The following is a 21,703-nucleotide window of genomic DNA, read 5'->3' on the forward strand; positions in this document are numbered from 1 at the left end:
TCCGATAGATTGTCGCCATGCATCCGGTGGCAGTTCTCGTCGTCGACGGGATCCACAGTTTCGACCTGGCGATGCCGCTCCAGGTGTTCAGTACGGCGCACTCGGTGCAGAAGGAGCCGGGGGAGATGTTCGGTCCGCGGCTCTACGACGTGCGGGTCTGTGGCGATGGACGGGACTTGTTGGTCGCCGGCGTCGGGGGAGTCGAGATGTACCGGCTCACCCCGCCGTACCCGTTGGCCGACGCGATCCACGCCGACACCATCGTCGTCATCGGCGTACCCGCCGGCCGGGAGCCGCTGGCCGAAGCGCTCGATCTGCTGCGAGAGGCACACCGTCGTGGCATCCGGATCGCCTCGATCAGCGCCGGCGGTGCTCGTGTGATGGCGGCGTCCGGGTTGCTGGACGGCCGGCGGGTGGCGACGCACTGGTCACGCGCGGACCTGCTTGCGGAGCGGTATCCGCAGGTGGTGGTTGACACCGACGTGCTCTACATCGACCACGGCGACGTACTCACATCAGCCGGCGCGGCCAGTGGCATCGACATGTGCCTGCACATGATCCGCCAGGACTTCGGATCCGCGGTCGCCGCCGATGTCGCGAGGCACATGGTCGTGCCACCACAACGCGACGGCGGTCAAGCGCCGTACATCGCACACCCGGACCCCGGTGATGACCACGGATCACTCGAGCCGACCATGCGGTGGCTACGAGAACAACTGGGGGAGCAGGTGACGTTGCCGGACATCGCGTCGTACGCCGGAACGAGCCCGCGCACGCTCAACCGGAGATTCCGCGAACAGACCGGCACTACACCGCTGCAATGGTTGCTGCGGCAACGAGTGCACCACGCACAGGAACTGCTGGAAACCACCGACCTGTCCGTCGAGGAAATCTCCCGCCAATGCGGCTTCGGTACGTCGATCGCGATGCGCCAGCACTTCGCCAAACACATCAGAACCTCGCCGATGGCGTACCGCCGTACGTTCCGAGCCCGCGCCGAGCCTTGAGAAGTCGATCTCTACACGGAGGCGCTGCCTTAATCGGTTGCCATCTGCAGGGCGTTCAGGATGCTCGGCAGGCTGATCGGGCCCAGTTTCAGGTCTGTGAGATCGCTGGGCCGGAACCAGCGGAGATCGTCGTGCTCGTCCGGTGCGGCGTTGACCGGTTCCCCATGCCAGCGCGTGACGAGGAATCCGTGCATGTCGAGGGTGGGGTCACTGATCGTCAGCAGGATCGGTACTGGGTCGTGGACGTGTACGCCGAGTTCTTCGAGGCATTCCCGGCTGACGGCTTGGTGAGGCAACTCGCCCGCCTCGACATGCCCGCCGACGAGGTCCCAGCAGTCCGGGTACCACCGACGCGACGGGTGCCGATGCACGAGGAGCACAAGACCGTCGCGCACAAGTGCAGCGACCGAGATCGGAATCTGGGCGACCATGGTGGCACCCTAAGCGCGAACGCACTCGCATGCCGCGTTGAGCCCGCGCCGTACGGCGCCTACCGTCCGGCGAGCTTGGCCACGACCGGCGCGAGGGTGTCGGCGAAGTCGGCGCCGATGACGAAATTGGAGAAGCCGATCTCCTCGCGGCGTCGTTGGATTTCTTCGGCGGCAGCCGCGGGGTCACTCGGAAGGATCAGGAGCGAGTCGGCCGCGCGAAGCGCCGCGGTGTCGAGGGTGGGCGGCGCCATGAACGCAGCGACACCGTCGCCGACAGCGGAAACGTGCTGGACGAGTTCGATGTCCCGGCCGCCCGCAAAGTCGCTGACCCGCCTCGTGGTTTCGGCCCGATCGTCTTCCGGTGAGAGTACGAACGTGACCGCGTCCGCAACTTCGAGCGCCAGCGCCTGCGACTTCGGTCCGCTCACCGCCATGACAACCGGCGTGTGCAGATCGGGACCGTCAAACGTACGCAGGGCGGCCACGGTCTCGCGCATCCTGGCGCGACGCTCAGCGGGGGAGACGGCAGGCAGCCCCAACTCGACCTCGATCCCGGGCCGGCCGGCGCCAATACCCATTTCGAAGCGGCCTTCCGTGAGTACTGACAGTGAGTGAGCCTCCCATGCCGTGCTCCACGGTTCGCGCAGCGCGGCGGCATAGACCCACGAGCCAACCCGCAGGTCAGTCAGCGCGGCCACGGTCGCCAGCGTGGGACCAAGTGCCGGCTGCCACGTAGGAACGTCGGGCATCAACAACGTCGAATAACCGCTGTCGGCGATCCGCCGCACACGGTCCCGCCACGTCGGCAGGTCAGTACGAATCGGCGCAACAACCCCGAATCGGAACGGCCTGGTTACTCGCTTGCCCTGATTCATCATGGATCTCCTCGAGTCTGGGACCTTCTCCGGTCCGCTTGCCCTCTCCACGAACCCGCCCCCCAGAATCCGACAACCCCATCTTTTCGAGGCGGGCATTGCACAGGAAGTGGTGTGGGTGGAGGGGGAATAGCCTGTTCACCGCCCCCGCCACGTCGGCGCACCCCCCGAACGAGCCCATCCACTCCCGTTCTTCAACTGGCAGGAACGGGAATTGATGAGCCGGGAGTAGCCGCCCGCGCCCTGATCGCGGCGTGCCCGGGCAGCTCGGGTGGTTCTACTCGAGGAACCCGCCATACGGACTTGGCGGTACGTCGGACCACACCCTGGGGTCGTACTGCTCGAACTGCAGCAGCGCCGCGAGCTCGGACCTGCTGGCGACGCCCACGCGTTGGTAGATCGCTTTGCGGTGATCCTGGGCGGTGTGCTCTGAGATCCCGAGCGAGTGCGCCAACTGCGTCATCGAGCGGCCAAGCAGGATCTGCCCGAGGACATCGCGCTGCCGCGCCGTGAGCCCATAGGCGTCGACGAGCATCGCGCTGACCTCAGCCGGCCGTGACCGTTCCACAATCACAGCAACGGACTCGTCTCCCTGGCTCACGTCAACCGGGTCGTCGCCGCGGCCCACAGCGGTCGCGTTGTCGCGTTGGCTCACAGCGGCCGCGTGGATCGTTAGGACTACGCCGTCTCTGAGCATGAGTCGGCTGCGTGCGCCGGCCCAGTCCGGCTGGTTCCTGATAGCGGCAGCAGCGGCCATGACCGCTGTGACGAGCTCGGCCTTGCCGGTGCCGAGCCAGTGCTCCGCAGGCAAGGTCACGGCGGTGACACGTCCAGCCGGGTCCACCGTGAAGATGCCGGGCGGCTCGGTCACCGCCTCAGGTCGTATCGCTGCACCGCGCAGCAGCGCAAGCCGGATCCCATCGGCGGCGTGCCGGGCGATCGTGCTGACCGCTTCGACATCCCGATCGCTGAACCGGCCACCGAACCGCAACAGCGTCGCACTGCCCCACGCCGTACCACTGGACCAGAGCACAGCACGCAGTTCATCCGTGAACCCGACCGGCCCGAAGATCGTGCGGTAGCGAGACGCGCGGTCGAGTTCACCGTCCGTCACATCGCTCAGGATCGCCGCCGACGCATGACCCCCGATCAGGGACCGGTAACTCGCCGGCTCACCCGCGGTGAACTCGCAGCGGAACAGCGCCGCCTCGCCTTCGGGGTTCTTCTCGACACCGGTCATCGTGCACGAGGTGAACAGAGCCGTAGCCGGGTCATGGGTCGACCACGACGCGATCGCGTACGGCACGTGCGGGCGCAGCAACTCGTCGAACCGCCGGAAGGTCGTGTCGAGACCATGCCCGGCATGGGCGATGTTCCACGCGCGACTCTCCAGCACCTCCATCCCCATCTCGTCAGGATAAGTCCTACCGGCCATCCCCAAAACTGGGGATTTCAGTGCCCCAGGGGCGATTCGTAGCCTCGGTTCAAGTCGAAAAGCTTTGGAGGCGATGGAGATGCAACACCCGAACGCGCTGCTGATGCGCAAGGTCGACGAGGCGCTGCTCGCGGGCGATTTCCCCGAATTCCTTGCCCTGCACACCGAAGACGTCGTGATGCACGTCCCCGGTCGCAACCCGGTGGCCGGCGACCACGTCGGCCGGGAAGGAGTAGCCGCCGCGTTCCAGCACGAACTCTCGCTGCTCGACGCGCCGCCCGAGATCGTCGTACTGGACGACCTCGGCAGTGACGATCACGCAGCGGGGGTGATGATTCAGCGGATGCGACGCGGCGGCCGGTCTTACGAGGGACTGCAGTTCGTCGTCGCTCGCGTGCGGGACGGGCAACTGAGTGAAGTCTGGTTCCGGCCCGAGGACCAGGAAGCCTTCGACAACTTCTTCGCTTAGCTCAACGCACGCCTGCGAGGTTCAGCGGCGATGGACAGCGTGCAACTCCCGTGGATTAACCGCCGATAAGGGACATTATGTCAACTAGTGCCTCTCTTGTGCCCAGGATGTGGGTGTCCGGCGCTGGCTGGAAATGCAGGTGCCGCTAGCGGATCGGTGGGTGAGACTTGGGTGATGGTGACAACGCCTCGGTCGATCATTGACTCGGTGGTGCGGTCGGTCTGTGGTCGCGACGTTGAATGTCTTGTTCCTCTTGCCGGTGGTGGGATGAATGAGACGTACCGCGTTGAGCTTGCCGGTGATGCTGCTGTGGTTGTCCGGATCGCGCGTCAGGGTACGCCGTGGTTCGTCGACGAGGCGTACCTCATGGAGCAGGCGCGTGCCGTCGGCGTACCGACAGCAGAGGTGCTCGGCGTCGAGCACGTGGATCACGACGGCGAACTGCTGTCCTTCTCGATCCAGCAGTTCCTGCCGGGCCGTTCACTCGAAGACGTCATCGGCGAACTGTCTGCCGCTGAGCTCGAGCAGCTGGTCATGGAGGCCGGTGAGATCTTGGCCCGGGTGCACAGCGTGACCCCGGACGACCGGCGAGGCTTGCAGCACGAACTGCAGTTGCCCGAAGAACACGAAGTCAACCGGGTCGCAAGCATTGTCAGGGACACGATCAGCCCGGCGGCGGCCGCGGTCGTCGAGCGCGGCGCGGACTTCCTGCGCCAGGAGCTCCAAACCCGCGCGACTCCCCCGGAGTCGCTCGTCCACGGCGACTTCTGCCCGAAGAACCTCCTGATCCATGACGGGACGGTCGCCGGCATCATCGACTGGGAGTTCGCCGGCCGTACGTCGCCGGCGTACGACTTCGCCCAATGGGAAGTCGATGCCGCCGAGCCGCTCAACGACCGACTAGATCTGGTACGTCGTGGGTACGCGCGGATCGCCGATCCCGAATCGGCTGAGGCCGGCTGGACACCGGCCTTCGCCATCGACTGGGCGCTCGAAAAGCTCGGCTGGAAGAACCCTGCTTCGCCGGTGCAATTCCGGCGCTGCTTGGACGTGATTGCCCGCTATTCCACCCGTTGACCAACACTCGCGGTCAGAAGGTATGTGGCAGGAATGCTCATCGCCTGCTCCCCCAGGCCCGGATACATTTCTTGTACGGGAGCTTCCTGGAGAGAACGCAGGGTCAGTCCGGCGGTGAGGACTGCGGTGACGACGCTGCCGATGCTCCAAACGAAACTGCGGTGCGGAATATCCGGCGTACCGATCGTTCGGGTGATTTCGGGAGCTTTCAGCGGGTCGGCGTAGCCGTCGCGGGCGACACCGAAATAGTCGCCGCTGACGGACAACGTATTGTCTCCGCGTACCGTCAGGATCTCCCACAGCGGGTGGTGTTCGCTGATCACCAGGACACCGCCCGGGTTCAGTCGATCGGCAACCAATCGCGTCCACTTGGTGAGGTCGGGCACCCAACACAGGCCGCCCCACGAAATGTAGATCACGTCGAAACCGGTGATCGCCGAATCCAGCGTCATCATGTCCTGCAGGACGAACGTGACGTCGAGGCCCAGCTTTTCAGCCTTCGCTCGGCCGGTGGCAAGGTGCGACGGCGCAATATCCACAGCGGTGACATCTGCGCCGCGTTGCGCGAACGTCAACGCCTCATCGCCGACCGAACACGCCAGCTGCAAGACGCGGCGGCCCTGCACATCTCCGACAGCGGCAAGCTCGTCGTCCGTCAGCGCGCTGCCGTCCTCCAGGAAGAACTCGACCGGTTCACCGTGACGGTGCGGCGCGAGCCGTTCCCAGTACTCGCGATTCTGGCCAACAACCTCGGAATCAGACACAACGCTGACCGTATTCGCAAACGACCAAGCGCCGCATCACCATTTCTCGGGCAGGTGCCCTACTCCCCCGCGGTCACGGCGGCGACAGATTGCACGACCTCGAACAATCGTCGTACCAATCGTCGTACCACGTGCTCGTCCGCAAAGCCTCCTTGTGAAGGTGATCACAAAGCCCTGTAGGGTGATGCGATGACGCGCGACGGCGGACGGCGACGTACGGCGCGCGTCCGCGAATGGCTGGACCGGACGAGCGAGACGGGGAACCCGGCAACCGCCAACGATCTGGCCGGACCGTTCCGCTTCCTCTTCTGGCTCGCGCGGTCGCAATCACGACGGATCGCGCTGGGCGGAGTGCTCGGCACCTGCTGGATGCTTGGCCTGGCCGTGCCGCCCTGGGTTCTGTCCCGCGCGGTGGATAAGGGACTGGTGGCCGGCAACACAGATGCCCTGATCAGGTGGGCACTCGTACTACTGGCCGTCACTGTCCTGAACGCACTGCTAGGTATCGCCCGGCACCGAACGATGACCAAGGTCCGCATGGACGCATCGTTCCGCGCCGTCCGAGCCACGGTCGAACACACCTCCCGCCTGGGTGCCTCCTTGCCCGGGCGCGTCAGCACGGGAGAGGTTGTGACGGTCGGCATCGCCGACGTGTACACAGTCGCGATGGCGCTCACCGTCGCCGGTCCTGGCGTCGGTGCAGTTGTCGCGTACGCCGCAGTTGCCGTCGTACTGTTCACGACTTCGCCGCTCCTCGCCGCGGTGGTGCTCGCCGGCGTACCGCTGCTTGCTGTCGCAGTCGGACCGTTCCTGCAGCGCATCGAGCGTACCGGCGGCGAGTACCGCGTGCACCAGGGACGGTTGACGACCCGCCTTGTCGACGTGCTGGCCGGGCTTCGTGTGCTCAACGGCCTTGGTGGGAAGGCGTTCGTCGCCGAGCGGTACGACCAGCAGTCGCAGGGGCTGGTCGGACACGGCTACCGCGTCGCCGGACCCGCGAGCTGGGTCGGCGCGTTGTCGACCGGTTTGCCTGCGCTGTTCCTGGCCGCAGTCGTGTGGTTGTCGGCACGGATGGCTGCCACCGGATCCATCACGATCGGTGATGTCGTCGCGGTCTACGGGTACGTCGCCGTGCTTGTTGTTCCCGTGTCCGCGTTCATCGAGGGCGGTGGCGACATCGCCCGCGCTCGCGTGGCCGGGCAACGAATCATCGACCTCCTCAACCTGCCACCGCGGGTGACACGATCGGGAGCGGGGCGGTCGGCGCTCGCCCGTCGCCACGACCGGATCGCCCCGAGCGGCTGCGGACCGTTGGCCGATCCTGACTCGGGCGTGATCGTTCGCCCCGGCCTGTTGACGGCCCTGGTCGCGGCCCGGCCCTCGGAGACGAGGACGGTGATCGAGCGGCTGGGCCAGCTGAACACCGGGGCCAACAGAAGTGCGACCTGGGCAGGCGTGCCGATCGATGACGTCGCTCGCGAGGACTTCCGGCGCCGGTTGGTTGTCGCCGACAACGATGCCGAGGTGTTCGCCGGCACGGTTCGGGACGTTGTCGCGGGCCGTCTCGAGCCAGACGACAACCGGATACGCGCGGCCGTCCGAGTCGCCGTGGCCGAGGACATCGTGGAGGCGCTGCCCGGGGGTCTGGACGCGACGGTCGCCGCCGGCGGGAGTGATCTGTCCGGTGGGCAACGGCAGCGGATCCGGCTCGCGCGCGGTGTCTACGCCGCACCCGACGTCCTGCTCGCCATCGAACCGACCTCCGCGGTCGACGCGAACACCGAAGCGGCCATGATCGACAGGATCCGCGATGCGCGGCGCGACACGACGACGGTGATCACGACGTCGTCGCCACTCGTGCTGGACCGCGCCGACGAGGTCGTCGTACTGGTCGACGGCAAGGCGTCCGCTGTCGGGACACACGCGGAACTTCTGCGCACCGATTCGTACTATTGCGACCTCGTGTCGCGTGCCCAGGACGGCCGATGAACACCCAACTGCCGGTCGCCGGCCCCGCCGAAGTCCGCGCCGCGGCGCTACGTGACCTCCGCGCGGAACGACGTACCGTAGTTGGGCTCGTCCTGGTCAACGGCCTTGCCTCCGCGGCAGGTTTGATCGGTCCCTGGTTGCTCGGCCGCATCATCGACACGATCCAATCGGGCTCCGGTGACGTGCTCAGCAAGGTCGACCGCCTCGCGTTCGGCGCGCTGCTGTTCACCGTCGTGCAGACGGTGCTGGCGTGGTGGGCGCTCAAGATCGGGTACCGGTTCGGCGAGCGTACTGCGGCCCGTGTTCGGGAACGATTCCTGACGCGAACTCTGGCGCTGCCTCCACGCGTCGCCGACCAGCTTCCGACCGGCGACCTGATCGCTCGCGGAAGCACGGATGCCTCCGTGGTCGCCTTCACCTTGCGATCGGCCGTGCCTGAGGTTCTCGTGGCGATCGTCCACGCTCTCTTCCTCATCGTCGCTGTGCTCGTCCTAGATCTGCGGCTCGGGCTGTGCGGACTTGTAGCATTCCTCGGCGTGGGAGCGGCGGTGCGCTGGTACGTACGTCGCGCGCGGCTCGCCTACCTGACGGTTGCGGCAACCGCAGCGGACCTGGCCGACGTCGTCGTCAGCACGGCGAAAGGCGCCCGTACGGTCGAACTTCTCGGACTGGAACGCCGCCGGTCCGAGGTCACAGAGACCGCCGTCTCGCGAGCTCGGTCCGCGCGTCTGAACGCGCTGTGGTTGCGGACGGTTCTGTTTCCGTGGGCAGAGGTGTCGCTGGCGCTCCCGGTGGTGGGAGTTCTGCTGATCGGCGGCGCCCTGTACGCCAACGATCTGGTCAGCCTCGGGGTCGTGGTGACTGCGACGGTGTACCTTCGCCAGTTGGTCGGCCCACTCGACACGTTGATGCTGTGGATCGAGCAACTACAAGGCGCAGGCGCGTCGTACGCCCGCGTCGAAGGCCTGGCGGATGTCCCGACGGCGGAGTCCGAGCCGGCCGCGGTGCAGTACGCCGACGGCGACCGGATCCGGGTCGACAACGCGCACTACAGCTACACGGGCGCTCGCGACGTACTGCACGGAATCGACCTCGTGGTGCAGCCCGGTGAACGCCTGGCCATCGTCGGTACGTCGGGAGCTGGGAAGTCGACTCTCGCGCGGCTGCTCGCCGGTCTCGACCGTCCGCACACCGGGTCGGTGACGATTGGCGGTACGCCGGTTGCGGACCTGCCGCCCGACCAACTCCGCGAACACGTCGTACTGATCACCCAAGATCATCACGTCTTCCACGACACCGTGCGCGACAACCTGCTGATCGCGAAACCGGCCGCGACGGACGACGAGTTGCGCGCCGCGCTCGCTGCGGTCGGAGCCGCGTGGTCGGAGGACCTGCCGCACGGGTTGGACACTGAGGCCGAACTTGACGACGCCGCCGCCCAGCAGCTCTCGCTGGCACGAGTCGTCCTGGCCGATCCGCACACGCTCATCCTGGACGAAGCCACCGCGCTCCTCGACCCGAAGACCGCGCGGCAAACCGAGCAGTCGTTGGCCGGCGTACTCGAGGGTCGTACCGTCATTGCGATCGCCCATCGCCTGCAGACAGCGCACGACGCCGACCGGATCGCGGTCATGGAAGCCGGCGAACTCGTCGAACTCGGCACCCACGACGAACTCGTCAGCGCGGGAGGCGTCTACGGGCGTCTCTGGCAGACCTGGCAAACCGAGACCCCATAGCCTCGCCGGGTGAACGATGGTCGTGGAGACGCTTGCGGGAGGTCATGTGCCACACGCCGGCGGCGGTGACGGTCAGGACGACCAAGGTCGACAAGATGTCGCCGAGTTCGTGTCGAACCTGGTCATTGCCCTGGGCGCAATCGGCGAGATGCTCCAGGGCTTCGATCCCGCCGTCGCCGGGGCTGTGAGCTCGAGCGGCGCAGACAGCGACTTCGGCGCCGGCGACATCGATCTGGCCACGGTGTTCGACAGCATCCGGGAAGGTCCTGCCGAGTAGAACGACGAGTGCTGCTGCGGTCAGTACCGTCCACGTCGGGAACCTGTGGGGGCGATCACCATGCATCACGACTGCCCCGCCTGGTCCGATCTGCGGCGGCGGATGCGCCATGTGACGATTGCGGCGAGGACGATGGCGACCGCGATCAGGGCGGTTGCGCGGCCGAAGGTCTTCTCGATCGTGGCGTAGGAGTTGCCGGCCAGGTAGCCGATGAGTACGGCGGCGATGCCCCAGACGATCCCTCCGGCGGCGTTGAAGGCCAGGAACTTCGGGTAGCGCATGCCGGACATGCCGGCGAGGGCCGGCATGGTGGCTCTGAAGAACGCGACGAACCTCCCCAAGAACACGGCTGTACCGCCTCGCTCGGCGAGCTGCTTCCGAGCGGCTTCGAGGCGCTCGGCCCGGCGCTTCAGGAGCCGGCTGCCTAGCAGCTTCGGCCCGAGGTACCTGCCGACTTCGTACCCGACAGTGTCGCCAACGATGGCGGCCGCGATCACGACGACGAGGATTGCCGGAAGGGATGCGTGGCCAACGCTCGCCGCTACTCCTCCGAGTACAGCAGCAGTCTCGCCGGGCAGGACGAACCCGACGAACAATGCGTCCTCGGCGAAGACGAGCAGACCCACCAGTCCGTATACGGGCAGGCCGTGCAGGCCTAGCAGCCACTCGGTCAGCCGGTGCATGGCAGGCCTGGATGAGGTACGCCGACCAGCGCGAACCGCGGTCTGGCGGCGGACGGTGGCTGGGTTCTCATGGCTGCGACGATAACCGTCCACCGATGAAGCCCGCATGAAGCGACGGTGCCCGCCGGGCGTGTGCGCGCACCGTTTTGCTCACCCGCTCACTCCCTCGTCGGCGACCTCGAGTGGGTGACAGAACTCGCCGGACACCATCTGGAGGCCGTGGTCCATCAGCCGTCCAGCAGCCGGGCTGTCAACAGCGTGGCGGCGGCGGCCACAGCCAGCCACCCTAGACCAAGCAGCCGGCCACGCCGTGAAGTCGCCCGAGACCGATCACTCCGGAAGGCGGGAGCGGTGCCGATGACGGCGCGTCCGGCCACGCGGTTCAAGGTGAGGGCGAGGACGTAGTAGAACAAGAACGACACGAACAGGTTGTAGGTCAGGCCCTGCGTCAGCCGGCGGGCGGAGGTGAAGGTGGGATTGTGCCGGTCGAAAACGACCCTACCGCGTGACCTCAGCTGGCACAGCAGGCCGAGTTCGTCGGCGCCCTGGGTGCCGGTCAGGTCGTAACCGGACCAGGCGTCCTTGCGGAACGCGATATTCGTCGCGGTGATGTAGACGACCCGGCCGGTCACCCGGGAGGTGAGGTACACCAGCTCGAACAGGACCCGGGCGTACACCTTGGCCCACCATGGACCGACGGGGTACCTGCAGGGACCCGCCACAGCCACCCGGTCCGGGTCCTGCCGGAACGTCCGGTCGATGCGGGACAGCCACCCGGCGTCGAACACGGTGTCGGCGTCGCTCGACACGACGATCTGTCCGCGGGCGGTGAGAGTGCCGCGGTGGCGCGCCGCGCAGACGCCCGGAGTCTCCTCGCGTACGACGATTGCGCCGTACAGGCGGGCGATCTCCGCGGTGTCGTCGGTGCAGTTGTTGTCGACCACTATCACCTCGTGCCCGCCGGTGAAATCTTGCCGGGCCAGCGACTGCAGGCAGGCCCCGATGAATCGTTCCTCGTTGAAGGCGGGGATCACCACACTGAACCCGACCCCAACTGCGGCCACGGTGTCCGATGGGATGTCGCGGCGTGGTTCGGGAGCGTTCGGCGACCGCCTACGCCGCATGAGTGTCACCTCGCCGGCGCAGCCAGAACAGCGTTTGGCCGAGCTGCTGCAATCAGCCAATCGCGATTCGTCCAGTTCATGGTGGCAAGAGTGGCCCCCGCTGTGTGAAGAGCGCGTGAAGGTCCCGTCTTCATGGCTGCTTCATGTGGTGCTGCCTACGGTCGGCGGGATGCGGGCAATTGGGCCGGCGCAACGAAGACAGGGTGGTGCGTGTGAGCGGTGGATCAGTGGTGTGGGGTCACCTTCAGGAGGATTGGTTCGGTGCTGTCAATCACCTGACGCGCGTCACTCCGTGGTTGCACACCCCAGCCCGCCTGTACGCCCAGCTCGGAGTCGGAGCGTTCGCCGGTCTGCTGCTGTTGTCGTGGTGGATCGCACGCAGCGACGGCGATCTGCGCCGGGTCACGGCCGCCCTGTGGGCTCCGATCGGCATGCTGGCGGCGCTCGGGGTCAATCAGTTCCTGGTCGCGGCCTTCGCCGAGCCGCGCCCCTACACGGTGCTGCCGGACACGCTGATTCTGGTCTCGCACAGCGCCGACTACTCGTTTCCGAGCGACCATGCCGTGATGGCAGGCGCGGTCGCGGCCGGGGTGTGGGTTGCGCACCGCATGCTCGGGCTGATCACCACGGCGCTCGCGGTCCTGATGGCGTTCACACGCGTCTATGTCGGAGCGCACTTTCCGCTCGATGTGGCCGCCGGGCTGCTCGTCGGTGCGGGAGTCGCGCTGGCGTCGTACCTTCTCGTCCGCCCGCTGGCCACGCGCCTGGTGGAGTTCATGGGGCGGACCCGCGTGCGGGTCCTGCTGACAGCGGCGCCTCGAACGGCGCTTTGACCAGACGGTCACTCGAGCGAGTACTACGTTGAGTGGTGGCGAAGGGAGTGATCGATGAGGGTCCTGGTCGCCGAGGACGACATCCGGCTGGCCGCCTTGCTCCGAGAGACGCTCGAGGAGGCCGGGTGGCAGGTCGAGGTGGTCAACGACGGCCGCGCGGCATATGACCGGCTCCTCACCGACACGGGGTACGACGTGGCGCTGCTCGACTGGATGCTCCCTGGCATGGACGGAGTCAGCGTCGCGCGACAGTTGCGTGGCATCGGGATCGCCGTACCGGTCCTGATGCTCACAGCACGCGGTGACGTGCGCGACCGGATCGAGGGCCTCGACGCGGGCGCCGACGACTACCTGCCCAAGCCCTTCGACCTCGACGAGCTCCTGGCTCGACTGCGAGCGCTCTACCGCCGCAGGGGCTTCGGTGGTGAGTCTCCCGCGCAGGTCGGTGACCTGGTGGTGGACCCGGTGGCGCGGCGGGTTTCCCGGGGCGGTGTGGACATCACCTTGTCCACACGCGAGTTCGACATTCTCTACCTGTTGGCGTCTCATGCCGGGCAGGTCGTCACGCGCCTGACGATCCTCGACGAGGTGTGGGACGGTGAAACCGACCTGCGGAGCAACGTCATCGACGTCCACCTCGCCGCCATCCGGGCCAAGATCGACAAGCCGTTCGGCACCGACACGATCACCACCCTGCGTGGGGCCGGATACCGCCTCGAGACCGCGCGCGGGAACAGATGAACAGGTTGCGGGTGCGGCTGTCGCGGCTGTCCCTGCGGGTTCGCCTCGTCGCCGGGTTCTCCGCGGCGACCTTCGTCGTGCTCGTCGCAGCCGGCACGTTCGTGTACTGGCGGGTCGACTACGCACTGGATCGCGGCCTGGATACCGAACTGACGCAGGCAAGCGAAACCCTGGGGCAGCTCATCCGACCCAGCGGGCAGGTGTCCAACCGGCCCGCGGCGGAAGCCACCGGTGTGGCTTGGCAGGTACTGGACGGGGACGGGACGGTACTTGACCACGGTGGACCCGCTGGCACAGGCGGCCTGGTCAGCGCGCGGCAACTCGACCAGGTAGGGACGACCCCACGCACCTTCAACGTGGGCGCCTTCCTGCCAGGCTCCCACGAGCCTTATCGTCTGCGAGTCATCCAGGTATCCACGTCCCCGCGGCACTACTTGCTCGTCGGGGTGCGCCGCGATCATCGCGACGAGGCGCTGCGTGAGCTCCTCGCCCAGCTCACGCTCGCGGGTCTCGGCACGCTGCTTGTCACCGCTTTCGTCGGAGACCGGCTGGCCAAGGCCGCGCTCCGCCCGGTCGAGCGGTACCGCCGCCGCGCCGCCGCCATTGCGAGCGGCACGGCCGACCTGCGGCTCGACGTGCCACCCCAGCGCGACGACGAGATCACCCGCCTCGGGCACACGTTCAACGACATGCTCGCCACCCTCGAAGGCGCGCTGGAGAGGGAACGGCAGTTCGTCAACGAGGCCAGCCACGAGTTGCGCACCCCGATCACCCTGCTGACCAGCCGGATCCAGCTCGCACTCCGCAAGCCCCGGACACCGGCCGAGCACGAGCGCACCCTCACCGAACTCAAGGTCGACCTCGATCGCCTCGCGGCACTCGCCGAGCAACTCCTGCAGCTCAGCAGTGTCGACGGCACAAAAGGCCAACGATCCAGCGGTCTCGTCGCCGCCACCGGCCGCATGATCAACAAGCGGCGCCTCGCCGATCCAGGACACGTTGGCAAGATCATCGTCAAGCTACCCACACACGAACTGGCGGTGCCGCTCGCCGACTTCGAGATCGACAGAATCCTCACCAACCTCCTCGACAACGCCGCAGTGCACGGCACCGCGCCGTACGAGGCGGCCGTCGACGAGCCCACGTCAGGATGGGCACGCCTGACCGTCACCGACGCCGGTCCAGGCATGCCACCCGCCCTACTCGCCGGCGCCACCCAACGATTCGCACGGGCCGACGATGCACGCATCCGTCCAGGCTCCGGGCTCGGACTCGCGCTCGTCGACACGCTCGTCGCCCAGGCCGGCGGCGAACTTCGCCTGTGCCACGACGGCCATCACGGTTCCCATGGCCACCCAGCACCTGCGCCGTGCACACACGGACCGGCGATGACCGTCACCGTCCTGCTGCCGACGATCAGCACGGCACCCGCAGCCGGAGACTCAACGTCTTAATCCGCGCTTCATCGGGTGGCACCTACCGTCCAAACCATGAGGTGCAAGCTACGTCCGGGGGACGAACCGGGGCAGGCACGCCGTCGCCCATCACGTCGGTCTCAGCTCCACGCGCGTCTGCGTTTCATCTCCTCCTGGATCGTGGCACTGGTCCTGGTCGGGTTGGTCCTACCTCGAGCCGTCGACGGCTCGTGGCACGGCGTCATTCCAGTGCTGACATCAGTGCATTGGCCGGCGTTGCTCGCGCTGGTGGGGCTCTGGCTGCTCGGGCTCTACGTGCACTCCTTCGTCCTGACCGCGGCAGCACCCAGCCTCACTCACCGCCGCGCGCTGACCATCAACATGACCGGAAGCGCGGTCGCCAACGTCGTGCCGCTCGGCGGCGCCGCGGGAGTCGAACTCAACCGCCGAATGATGAAGGCCTGGGGCATCGACACCCGTGCCTTCACCGGCTACACCATCCTCACCAATCTGTGGGACGTCGGCTCCAAGCTGCTCCTCCCGGTTCTGGCAGTGCTCGTGCTCACCCAAGCGGGTCAGACGATCACGCCGGTGTTACGGACCGCGTCCCTGATCGCCGGAGCTGGGTTCCTCGGCCTGGCAGCCTTCACCGCCGTGCTGCTGGTCAGCCCGCGGGCAACCGGCCTGGCCGCGCACTTTCTCGAGCCGCCCTTACACTCCGTCCTGCGCCTGCTCGGCCGGGACCGGACGCTGGGACTGGCCGACGCCCTCTTGAGGATCCGCCGGGATTGCGCGGACCTGGTCGCGGGCGGCTGGGTTCGGATGTCGGCCGGCATCGGCGGTTATGTTGCCCTCCAGTGCCTGCTTCTCGCGCTCTGCCTCCACCTGACCGGGGCCGGAACCGCTTGGCCCGCGGTACTCGCCGGATTCGCCGTCGAGCGACTGCTCACCGTCGTCCCGATCACCCCCGGTGGGATCGGAGTGGCAGACCTCGGCCTCGTCGGCGTCCTGCTCGCTCTGGGCGGCGACCCCGCCGGCATCACGGCCGCCGCCGTGCTCTACCGGGCCTTCGTTCTCGCCCTGGAGATCCCAGTCGGAGGCAGTGTCCTCGGCATCTGGTTGCTTCGGCAACGCCGCTCCCGCCGGCCCCGGCGATTCGCGACCCCGCCACCCACCGGCCAGACACGCATCGCGCACGTCACCGACGTCTTCCTCCCGCGCCTGGGCGGAATCGAGACCCACGTGGACGACCTGGTCCGCCACCAACGCGCATCCGGCCTCGCCGCCGAAGTGCTCACCCCGACATCCGGCGCCCACGGAGACCCGGCCTGGGTGCACCGCATGCCGTCCATACAGGCCCGCCGCGCGGTCACGGAATACGACGCCGTCCACGTACACCTCTCGCTGTGGTCGCCGTACGGCATCAGTGTGGCCCGCGCCGCGATGGCCGCCGGCCTCCCTACCCTGATCACCCTGCACTCGATGTGGGCGGGCGCCGGCGGCATCCTCCGACTCGCCGCACTGACTTCCCTTCGACGGTGGCCCGTCGCCTGGTCCGCGGTCAGTAGCGCGGCAGCGGACGCATTCCGGCAATCGCTGGGACAAACCAGTGTCACAGTGCTGCCGAATGCGATCGACGTCGCATCCTGGCGACCGAGCACGACGGCGCCACGGGCCTCGCACCCTGACGACCGGGCGATCACCCTCGTGAGCGTCATGAGGTTCATGCCACGCAAACGCCCGCTCCAGTTGCTCAAGGTGTTCGAGGAGGTCCGACGCCTCACTCCGCAACACGACGTCAACCTGGTCATCGTCGGCGACGGACCGCTGCGCCGACGGATCGAGCGGCACGCCCAGCGCCGCGGACTGTCGCCTCACGTCCGCATCACCGGGCGCATCCCTCGGCACCAGGTCCGCGATGAACTCCTGGCGGCTTCGCTGTACGTCGCGCCCGCGCCGAAGGAATCGTTCGGAATCGCCGCGCTGGAAGCACGGTGCACCGGACTACCCGTCATCGCGAAGCGCCGTAGCGGTGTCGCCGACTTCGTTCGTGATCGCGTCGACGGCATCCTCGTCGCAGACGACACCGAAATGATCGTGGCGATCGCAGAACTCATCAGCGATGATGCCCTGCGCAACAAGATCACCGCGCACAACCAGCGGGTCGCCCCCACGCTCGACTGGAGTGGCATCCTCCAGCGCACAGACGCGCTCTACCAGCGAGCCGCCGAACGAGCCGGCACCGCAATCCCGACGGTCGCGGCAACATATGCGCCGCTCGGGGCGGAAGCCTGAGAACCGCTACGGCCACGGAAACCGAGACCCCATAACCTGTCCCGTGGGCCTGGTGGGCTGTAGAAACGTGACGTGCTGACAAGCGTGTGGTCGCGGGGCTGCAGCGGCGTGTGGCTGGGTTGATGGACGAGCATCAGGTTCCGGGGGCTGCGGTCGGGATCTGTGATGCGACGTCGACGCTGTGGTCGGCCGGGTTCGGGCGTACGCGGGCCGGCGGCGGTGAGCCGGTCACTCCGGACACGATGTTCGCCAACGTCCGCCTCCACCCCCTGTGACAGGCTCGTCCTGGGGAGGTTCTGGTGGGTGTGTAGGAATGGCGGTATCGGGTTCGTTGGGTGGGTGTAGGCAGGGTTCAGCAGAGTGAACTGGAGATCGTGATGCAGTATCTGATTTCGGTGATTGACAACCGGACCGGGTCGTCGACTGCAGACGAGGACGCGGCGATCGACGCGTTCAATGAGCAACTGGTGGCGGACGGGCACTGGGTGTTCGCGGGTGGGCTGAGCGCGCCCAGCGACGCGACCGTGATCGACGCCCGGGGAGACGGTGAGCCGATCTTCACCGACGGTCCGTACCTGGAGTCGAAGGAGCACATGGCCGGCTTCTGGGTGTTCGAGGCACCGGACCTCGACGTGGCGCTGAAGCTCGCCACGGCTGCGTCGAAGGCGTGCAACCGCCGGCTCGAGGTGCGGCCGTTCCTGTGAGCGACGTCCAGGAAGCGATCACCCGGGTCCACCACGAGGAGTGGGCGCGGGTGGTCGCCTCGCTGACCAGGCGGTTCGGTGACCTCGACATCGCGGAGGAAGCGGCCGCCGAGGCGTTCGCGACCGCCGTCGAGCGGTGGCCTGCCGACGGCGTACCGCCCAACCCCGGCGCCTGGCTGACCACCACCGCCAACCGCAAGGCGATCGACCGGATCCGGCGCGAGAGCAAACGTGACGACAAGCAGAAGGAGGCTCAGATGTCGTACGACGAACCGCCCGAGCCTCTCGGCGTGATCGACGACGAGCGGCTCCGGCTGATCTTCACCTGCTGTCACCCAGCACTCGCGATGGAGACCCGCGTAGCGTTGACGCTGCGGATGATCGGCGGCCTGACCGTACCGGAGATCGCCCGCGGATTCCTGGTCCAGGAGACCGCGATGGGTCAGCGGATCACCCGCGCGAAGGCGAAGATCAAAGCAGCCCGGATCCCGTACCAGGTCCCGTCCGCGGAAGACCTGCCGAGCCGCGTGTCCGGCGTACTCGCGGTGCTGTTTCTGGTCTTCAACGAGGGCTACCTGGCGACCGGTCCCGACACCGATCCCATCCGGCACGAGCTGACCGCGGAGGCGATTCGCCTCACCCGCCTGATCCGGGCGCTGCTGCCGGACGACGGCGAGGTCGCCGGTCTGCTCGCACTCATGCTCCTCACCGAGGCCCGCCGTACCGCACGGGTTTCGGCCACCGGCGAACTGATCTCGCTGCGCGACCAGGACCGCGGCGCCTGGGATACCGCATTGGTTGCCGAGGGCCACCGTCTCGTCCGTGAACGGCTCGCGACCAGGCTGCCTCCGGGCCGCTACCAGATCCTCGCGGCGATCAACGCCGTACACACCTCGGCCCGGGACGCGTCGGACACCGACTGGTCGCAGGTCGTCGCGCTCTACGACCAGCTCGTCCGCGTCGACCGCTCGCCGATCGTCGCGCTCAATCGCGCGATCGCGGTCGCTGAGCTAGACGGTCCCGAGGTCGCGCTGGCGACGATCGATCGGCTCGACGACAGGCTGGCCGGGTACCACGCGTACCACGCTGCCCGTGCCGACCTGCTGCGGCGACTGGGTCGTAGTCAGGAGTCGCGGGCCGCGTACGACGCAGCGATCGAGTTGGCTGAGAACACTGCCGAGGTCGCGTACTTGAACCGGCGTCGCGATCAGCTGGTCACCTGACGGCCGTAGCGGGCGAGGTAATGCCAGACGTACTTGATCGCCTGCGCCGGATGGTCGCGGGCTGCACGGCCGAGCAGGTCGGGGGTGAGCTCGGGGGTGAGTTCGGAGCTGAGCGTCTGGGCGAGGTCGAGGATCTCGGGGCCACGGTACGCCGGGTCGAAGTCGGCCGGCGCCGCGCGAAAGCCCGGGTGGTACTCGATCGGGCAGCCGAGTTCGCCGGCCGCGACCTCAACCGGTGTGCCGATGAACGACGGGTCGAGGACCACGGCATCGACATCGGTGGCGAGGCGGACCGGGCCGTGGACCTGCGCCTCGACGTAATCATCCAAGTCGTCGAGACGCGCCGCGTCAGCCAACTCGCACAAGTGCGGCAGGACGCCCCGATCGCCGAAATCGGTTGGATCCCGCGCGGAATCCGGGAAGCAGAACGTCGCACGGTCGATCGTCTCGGGTTTCAGCCGCAGGTACGACGACCCGAAGCGGATCGCTCCGCCGTACACGTCACGCCGCCGATTCCACACCCCGTACACAGGGCGCTCCAGCTCCGGCTGGTCGTCGTACCGCCCGGAGAACAACCGGCTCTCCCACTCCCACCGGTCTCCCCCGCGGAACGCCGTCAGCCCGCCGTTGGAGATCCCCGTCGCGAACTGCGACCGATACACCCCGTCCGCGGCCATCGACTCGATCACCGTGCGCGGGCCGTGCGGCCAATTCGGATGAAACTGCACGGTGAGCATCAGAACGGCCCTGTCTCGCGGCGGTCGACCATGAGGAAACGGAACTGCTCGTCGTGCCGGCCGCTCGACCGCCAGTGCGCGAACGCGATCCCGCGGTCGGTGGCATGTCGCGCGTCGCCGGGTCCATGGTCAGATCGAACCACCGCAGACCGCCCTCGGTGCAATCCGTCGGTACGGGCGCCTCGGGGCGGAGGGTGGCGGTGAAGTAAGTACGTCGTACGCACCTCGTCCCCGGTGTCGCGTACGGCGACGTACCGCAGCGCGAGATCCGATCTCGATCCGGATCCGGTCGTACAGATCGGGGTCCCGGACGGACGTCCGACGTACCTGGTCCACTGGTCGGCGGTGACACCTCATGCAGTTCCTGGAGCGCGGCCGCTGTCGGGTTGGTGAGCTCGTCCGGCTCGACGTGACCGCCGATGCCGACCCACGAGTCCGGGATCGCGCGTGGCATGCTCCGCTCTCGGACGAGGACGGCCGGCGTCAGGTGCCGGGTCGAGCGGAGTGGCACGTCAGACGTTGATGTTGAAGCCGAGGTCCAGGTCGGAAGCAGCCTGGCCGCCGCGGATGCCCCAGTTCGACGTGGGGTGGTCCCGGACGAGGATCGTCACGTGGTCCTCGGGGATGCCGAACGGCTTCAGGTTCCCGACGATCTCGGTGTAGAGCTTGCGCTTCGCGTCGACCGAGCGGCCGGCGAAGCAGTCGACGGTGACGAGCGTGAAGAACTCGGGCGCGGTCAACCGCGGCGAACACGCGAACCGGTGCGGCGCGTGAACGACCAAGCGCACGTCCTTGTCCTGCGGCGGGATCTGGAACGCGGTCACCAGCGCCGCGTGCACCGCCTCGATCAGACCGGCCTCATCGGTCTCGGAGTACTCACGACGAACCTCGATCTGCGCACTGGGCATCAGCAGAAATCCTTTCACGCTCGACAACACCTCCCCCGACCCCATCACGAAGCCCCCACTCCGGCGACCGAATATCCAAATCAGTCATCCGACGACGGCCATCGGATCCTCCTGTGACGCGAGCGTGGGGTGCGCCTCCAACACAGGGCCGGATATCCGGTTCTTGTGACGCATGTGTGGGGTCATCGATTGGCCGTGCCGTCCTGCGGAGCGTGGCTCCCGGCGGAGTCTGAGCGGGTGCCTCCCCCGCCCCCTTCACCACCACGCCGTCCGAGCGGGTTACCGGGCGTGGCGTGCAGCGAGACTCAGGTGAGCGGGGAGGAATCCTGCCCAATCAGGGCAGAAGATCCTCCCCAGTCCCCCCAGTCCCCCCGGTGCCCCGGTGCCCCGGTGCCCCGGACAACCCGGGTTCCCGGGTTCCTGGGTTGTCCGGGTTGTCCGGGTTGTCCGGAGCTCTCGGGAGTGTGAGGTGTCGTGGCGGGGAAAGAAATCGCCACAATGAGCCTGTTGCAGAATCGGCGTGGCGTTGGTGACTATAACCAGGCTGGTGTTCGATTGTTTGGTATGGCGAAGTTGTATCGGCCGGTTGATCGTGGTCAGGGGTTCTTGTTGCCGCCGGACATGGCCGATTGGCTGCCGGATGACCATCTGGTGTGGTTCGTGCTGGATGTGGTCGCGGAGTTGGACAGCTCGCGGTTCCATGCTGGCCGGGTAACAGGCGGTGTGGGGCGGGCCGGGTATGACCCGGACATGTTGCTGGCGTTGCTGGTGTATTCGTATGCGGTGGGACAGCGGTCGTCGCGGCGGATCGAGGGTTTGTGTCATGACCATGTCGCGTTCCGGGTGCTGTGTGCGCAGGATGTCCCTGACCACACCACGATCGCGCGGTTCCGGGCGGTCCATGAGGACGCGTTTGCGGGCCTGTTCGCGCAGGTGCTGGTGTTGTGCGCGCAGGCGGGGATGGGCCGGGTCGGGATCGT

The 21,703-nt window shown here is 67.4% G+C and carries 23 protein-coding genes; 14 read left to right on the plus strand and 9 right to left on the minus strand.

What is annotated here, in order from left to right:
- The first annotated feature begins 17 nt into the window (after positions 1–17).
- The gene (locus ACWF0M_RS02865) at positions 18–1,007 is read left to right on the plus strand and encodes a GlxA family transcriptional regulator (RefSeq protein ID WP_452233882.1); all 990 of its coding nucleotides are present in this window, start codon (positions 18–20) and stop codon (positions 1,005–1,007) included.
- Between the two features lie 29 nt (positions 1,008–1,036).
- On the opposite strand, the gene ACWF0M_RS02870 is transcribed toward ACWF0M_RS02865, so the two are convergent.
- The 3 genes from ACWF0M_RS02870 to ACWF0M_RS02880 form a co-directional block, all read right to left on the minus strand.
- Entirely contained in the window at positions 1,037–1,438 is a 402-nt protein-coding gene (locus tag ACWF0M_RS02870) for an NUDIX hydrolase (protein WP_452233883.1), read from the minus strand.
- 59 nt (positions 1,439–1,497) lie between these two features.
- Positions 1,498–2,313, minus strand: a complete 816-nt coding sequence (locus ACWF0M_RS02875) for an LLM class flavin-dependent oxidoreductase (protein ID WP_452233884.1) — start codon at positions 2,311–2,313, stop codon at positions 1,498–1,500.
- Between the two features lie 277 nt (positions 2,314–2,590).
- Positions 2,591–3,721, minus strand: coding sequence for a helix-turn-helix transcriptional regulator (locus tag ACWF0M_RS02880; protein WP_452233885.1), 1,131 nt, complete (start codon positions 3,719–3,721; stop codon positions 2,591–2,593).
- A gap of 100 nt (positions 3,722–3,821) precedes the next feature.
- On the opposite strand from ACWF0M_RS02880, the gene ACWF0M_RS02885 reads away from it, so the two are divergent.
- On the plus strand, positions 3,822–4,217 hold the full coding sequence (locus tag ACWF0M_RS02885) for a nuclear transport factor 2 family protein (RefSeq protein WP_452233886.1): 396 nt from the start codon (positions 3,822–3,824) through the stop codon (positions 4,215–4,217).
- 174 nt (positions 4,218–4,391) lie between these two features.
- Positions 4,392–5,294: a phosphotransferase family protein gene (locus tag ACWF0M_RS02890; protein WP_452233887.1), complete on the plus strand. Its 903-nt coding sequence runs from the start codon at positions 4,392–4,394 to the stop codon at positions 5,292–5,294.
- Here ACWF0M_RS02890 and ACWF0M_RS02895 read toward each other — a convergent pair.
- Positions 5,279–6,058: a class I SAM-dependent methyltransferase gene (locus ACWF0M_RS02895; protein WP_452233888.1), complete on the minus strand. Its 780-nt coding sequence runs from the start codon at positions 6,056–6,058 to the stop codon at positions 5,279–5,281. The two genes, ACWF0M_RS02890 and ACWF0M_RS02895, sit on opposite strands and share 16 nt — an antisense overlap.
- Positions 6,059–6,247: 189 nt before the next feature.
- Between ACWF0M_RS02895 and ACWF0M_RS02900 the strand changes: the two genes are divergently transcribed.
- The 3 genes from ACWF0M_RS02900 to ACWF0M_RS02910 are packed head-to-tail and all read left to right on the plus strand — an operon-like array spanning position 6,248 to position 10,060.
- Positions 6,248–8,047 (plus strand): ABC transporter ATP-binding protein, encoded by a 1,800-nt coding sequence (locus ACWF0M_RS02900; protein WP_452233889.1) that lies wholly within the window; start codon positions 6,248–6,250, stop codon positions 8,045–8,047.
- Entirely contained in the window at positions 8,044–9,783 is a 1,740-nt protein-coding gene (locus ACWF0M_RS02905; protein ID WP_452233890.1) for an ABC transporter ATP-binding protein, read from the plus strand. Before ACWF0M_RS02900 ends, ACWF0M_RS02905 begins: the two co-directional genes overlap by 4 nt.
- Positions 9,784–9,799: 16 nt before the next feature.
- Positions 9,800–10,060: a hypothetical protein gene (locus ACWF0M_RS02910; protein WP_452233891.1), complete on the plus strand. Its 261-nt coding sequence runs from the start codon at positions 9,800–9,802 to the stop codon at positions 10,058–10,060.
- Between the two features lie 65 nt (positions 10,061–10,125).
- Here the strand turns inward: ACWF0M_RS02910 and ACWF0M_RS02915 are convergent, their stop codons facing one another.
- Both ACWF0M_RS02915 and ACWF0M_RS02920 read right to left on the minus strand, forming a co-directional pair.
- Positions 10,126–10,743 (minus strand): DedA family protein, encoded by a 618-nt coding sequence (locus tag ACWF0M_RS02915; protein ID WP_452233892.1) that lies wholly within the window; start codon positions 10,741–10,743, stop codon positions 10,126–10,128.
- A gap of 227 nt (positions 10,744–10,970) precedes the next feature.
- Positions 10,971–11,867 (minus strand): glycosyltransferase family A protein, encoded by an 897-nt coding sequence (locus ACWF0M_RS02920; protein ID WP_452233893.1) that lies wholly within the window; start codon positions 11,865–11,867, stop codon positions 10,971–10,973.
- Positions 11,868–12,163: 296 nt separating this feature from the next.
- Here ACWF0M_RS02920 and ACWF0M_RS02925 point away from each other — a divergent pair, with 296 nt between their 5' ends.
- The 7 genes from ACWF0M_RS02925 (at position 12,164) to ACWF0M_RS02955 (ending at position 19,078) form a co-directional block, all read left to right on the plus strand.
- Complete coding sequence (locus ACWF0M_RS02925) at positions 12,164–12,700, plus strand: phosphatase PAP2 family protein (protein ID WP_452233894.1); 537 nt, start codon at positions 12,164–12,166, stop codon at positions 12,698–12,700.
- Between the two features lie 54 nt (positions 12,701–12,754).
- Positions 12,755–13,441, plus strand: coding sequence for a response regulator transcription factor (locus tag ACWF0M_RS02930; protein WP_452233895.1), 687 nt, complete (start codon positions 12,755–12,757; stop codon positions 13,439–13,441).
- Positions 13,438–14,895 carry an ATP-binding protein gene (locus ACWF0M_RS02935; RefSeq protein WP_452233896.1) on the plus strand — a complete coding sequence of 486 codons (1,458 nt, stop codon included), beginning with the start codon at positions 13,438–13,440 and terminating at the stop codon, positions 14,893–14,895. The genes ACWF0M_RS02930 and ACWF0M_RS02935 overlap by 4 nt, the downstream gene beginning before the upstream one ends.
- Positions 14,896–15,036: 141 nt before the next feature.
- Positions 15,037–17,151 carry a glycosyltransferase gene (locus ACWF0M_RS02940; protein ID WP_452233897.1) on the plus strand — a complete coding sequence of 705 codons (2,115 nt, stop codon included), beginning with the start codon at positions 15,037–15,039 and terminating at the stop codon, positions 17,149–17,151.
- A 110-nt stretch (positions 17,152–17,261) separates the two neighbouring features.
- Positions 17,262–17,426 (plus strand): serine hydrolase, encoded by a 165-nt coding sequence (locus ACWF0M_RS02945; protein WP_452233898.1) that lies wholly within the window; start codon positions 17,262–17,264, stop codon positions 17,424–17,426.
- A gap of 102 nt (positions 17,427–17,528) precedes the next feature.
- Positions 17,529–17,855, plus strand: coding sequence for a YciI family protein (locus ACWF0M_RS02950; protein WP_452233899.1), 327 nt, complete (start codon positions 17,529–17,531; stop codon positions 17,853–17,855).
- A complete protein-coding gene (locus tag ACWF0M_RS02955; RefSeq protein WP_452233900.1) occupies positions 17,852–19,078 on the plus strand; it encodes an RNA polymerase sigma factor in 1,227 nt (408 codons plus the stop codon). Before ACWF0M_RS02950 ends, ACWF0M_RS02955 begins: the two co-directional genes overlap by 4 nt.
- Here the strand turns inward: ACWF0M_RS02955 and ACWF0M_RS02960 are convergent.
- The 3 genes from ACWF0M_RS02960 to ACWF0M_RS02970 form a co-directional block, all read right to left on the minus strand.
- Positions 19,063–19,815: a DUF3626 domain-containing protein gene (locus ACWF0M_RS02960; RefSeq protein ID WP_452233901.1), complete on the minus strand. Its 753-nt coding sequence runs from the start codon at positions 19,813–19,815 to the stop codon at positions 19,063–19,065. The genes ACWF0M_RS02955 and ACWF0M_RS02960 overlap by 16 nt on opposite strands.
- Positions 19,815–19,958: a hypothetical protein gene (locus ACWF0M_RS02965; RefSeq protein ID WP_452233902.1), complete on the minus strand. Its 144-nt coding sequence runs from the start codon at positions 19,956–19,958 to the stop codon at positions 19,815–19,817. The genes ACWF0M_RS02960 and ACWF0M_RS02965 overlap by 1 nt, the downstream gene beginning before the upstream one ends.
- Positions 19,959–20,327: 369 nt before the next feature.
- The gene (locus tag ACWF0M_RS02970; RefSeq protein WP_452233903.1) at positions 20,328–20,741 is read right to left on the minus strand and encodes a tautomerase family protein; all 414 of its coding nucleotides are present in this window, start codon (positions 20,739–20,741) and stop codon (positions 20,328–20,330) included.
- Between the two features lie 480 nt (positions 20,742–21,221).
- Between ACWF0M_RS02970 and ACWF0M_RS02975 the strand changes: the two genes are divergently transcribed.
- Positions 21,222–21,703: transposase (locus tag ACWF0M_RS02975; protein ID WP_452233904.1), on the plus strand; the 482-nt coding region annotated here is incomplete at its 3' end.

The sequence above is a fragment of the Kribbella sp. NPDC055110 genome (assembly GCF_053607525.1).

What these genes read in the sequence shown, in the direction of transcription:
- ACWF0M_RS02865 (WP_452233882.1), top strand. Translation starts at nt 18, where the DNA reads ATGCATCCGGTGGCAGTTCTCGTCGTCGACGGGATCCACAGTTTCGAC.
- ACWF0M_RS02870 (WP_452233883.1), bottom strand. Translation starts at nt 1,438, where the DNA reads ATGGTCGCCCAGATTCCGATCTCGGTCGCTGCACTTGTGCGCGACGGT.
- ACWF0M_RS02875 (WP_452233884.1), bottom strand. Translation starts at nt 2,313, where the DNA reads ATGAATCAGGGCAAGCGAGTAACCAGGCCGTTCCGATTCGGGGTTGTT.
- ACWF0M_RS02880 (WP_452233885.1), bottom strand. Translation starts at nt 3,721, where the DNA reads ATGGGGATGGAGGTGCTGGAGAGTCGCGCGTGGAACATCGCCCATGCC.
- ACWF0M_RS02885 (WP_452233886.1), top strand. Translation starts at nt 3,822, where the DNA reads ATGGAGATGCAACACCCGAACGCGCTGCTGATGCGCAAGGTCGACGAG.
- ACWF0M_RS02890 (WP_452233887.1), top strand. Translation starts at nt 4,392, where the DNA reads ATGGTGACAACGCCTCGGTCGATCATTGACTCGGTGGTGCGGTCGGTC.
- ACWF0M_RS02900 (WP_452233889.1), top strand. Translation starts at nt 6,248, where the DNA reads ATGACGCGCGACGGCGGACGGCGACGTACGGCGCGCGTCCGCGAATGG.
- ACWF0M_RS02905 (WP_452233890.1), top strand. Translation starts at nt 8,044, where the DNA reads ATGAACACCCAACTGCCGGTCGCCGGCCCCGCCGAAGTCCGCGCCGCG.
- ACWF0M_RS02910 (WP_452233891.1), top strand. Translation starts at nt 9,800, where the DNA reads ATGGTCGTGGAGACGCTTGCGGGAGGTCATGTGCCACACGCCGGCGGC.
- ACWF0M_RS02915 (WP_452233892.1), bottom strand. Translation starts at nt 10,743, where the DNA reads ATGCACCGGCTGACCGAGTGGCTGCTAGGCCTGCACGGCCTGCCCGTA.
- ACWF0M_RS02920 (WP_452233893.1), bottom strand. Translation starts at nt 11,867, where the DNA reads ATGCGGCGTAGGCGGTCGCCGAACGCTCCCGAACCACGCCGCGACATC.
- ACWF0M_RS02930 (WP_452233895.1), top strand. Translation starts at nt 12,755, where the DNA reads ATGAGGGTCCTGGTCGCCGAGGACGACATCCGGCTGGCCGCCTTGCTC.
- ACWF0M_RS02935 (WP_452233896.1), top strand. Translation starts at nt 13,438, where the DNA reads ATGAACAGGTTGCGGGTGCGGCTGTCGCGGCTGTCCCTGCGGGTTCGC.
- ACWF0M_RS02950 (WP_452233899.1), top strand. Translation starts at nt 17,529, where the DNA reads ATGCAGTATCTGATTTCGGTGATTGACAACCGGACCGGGTCGTCGACT.
- ACWF0M_RS02960 (WP_452233901.1), bottom strand. Translation starts at nt 19,815, where the DNA reads ATGCTCACCGTGCAGTTTCATCCGAATTGGCCGCACGGCCCGCGCACG.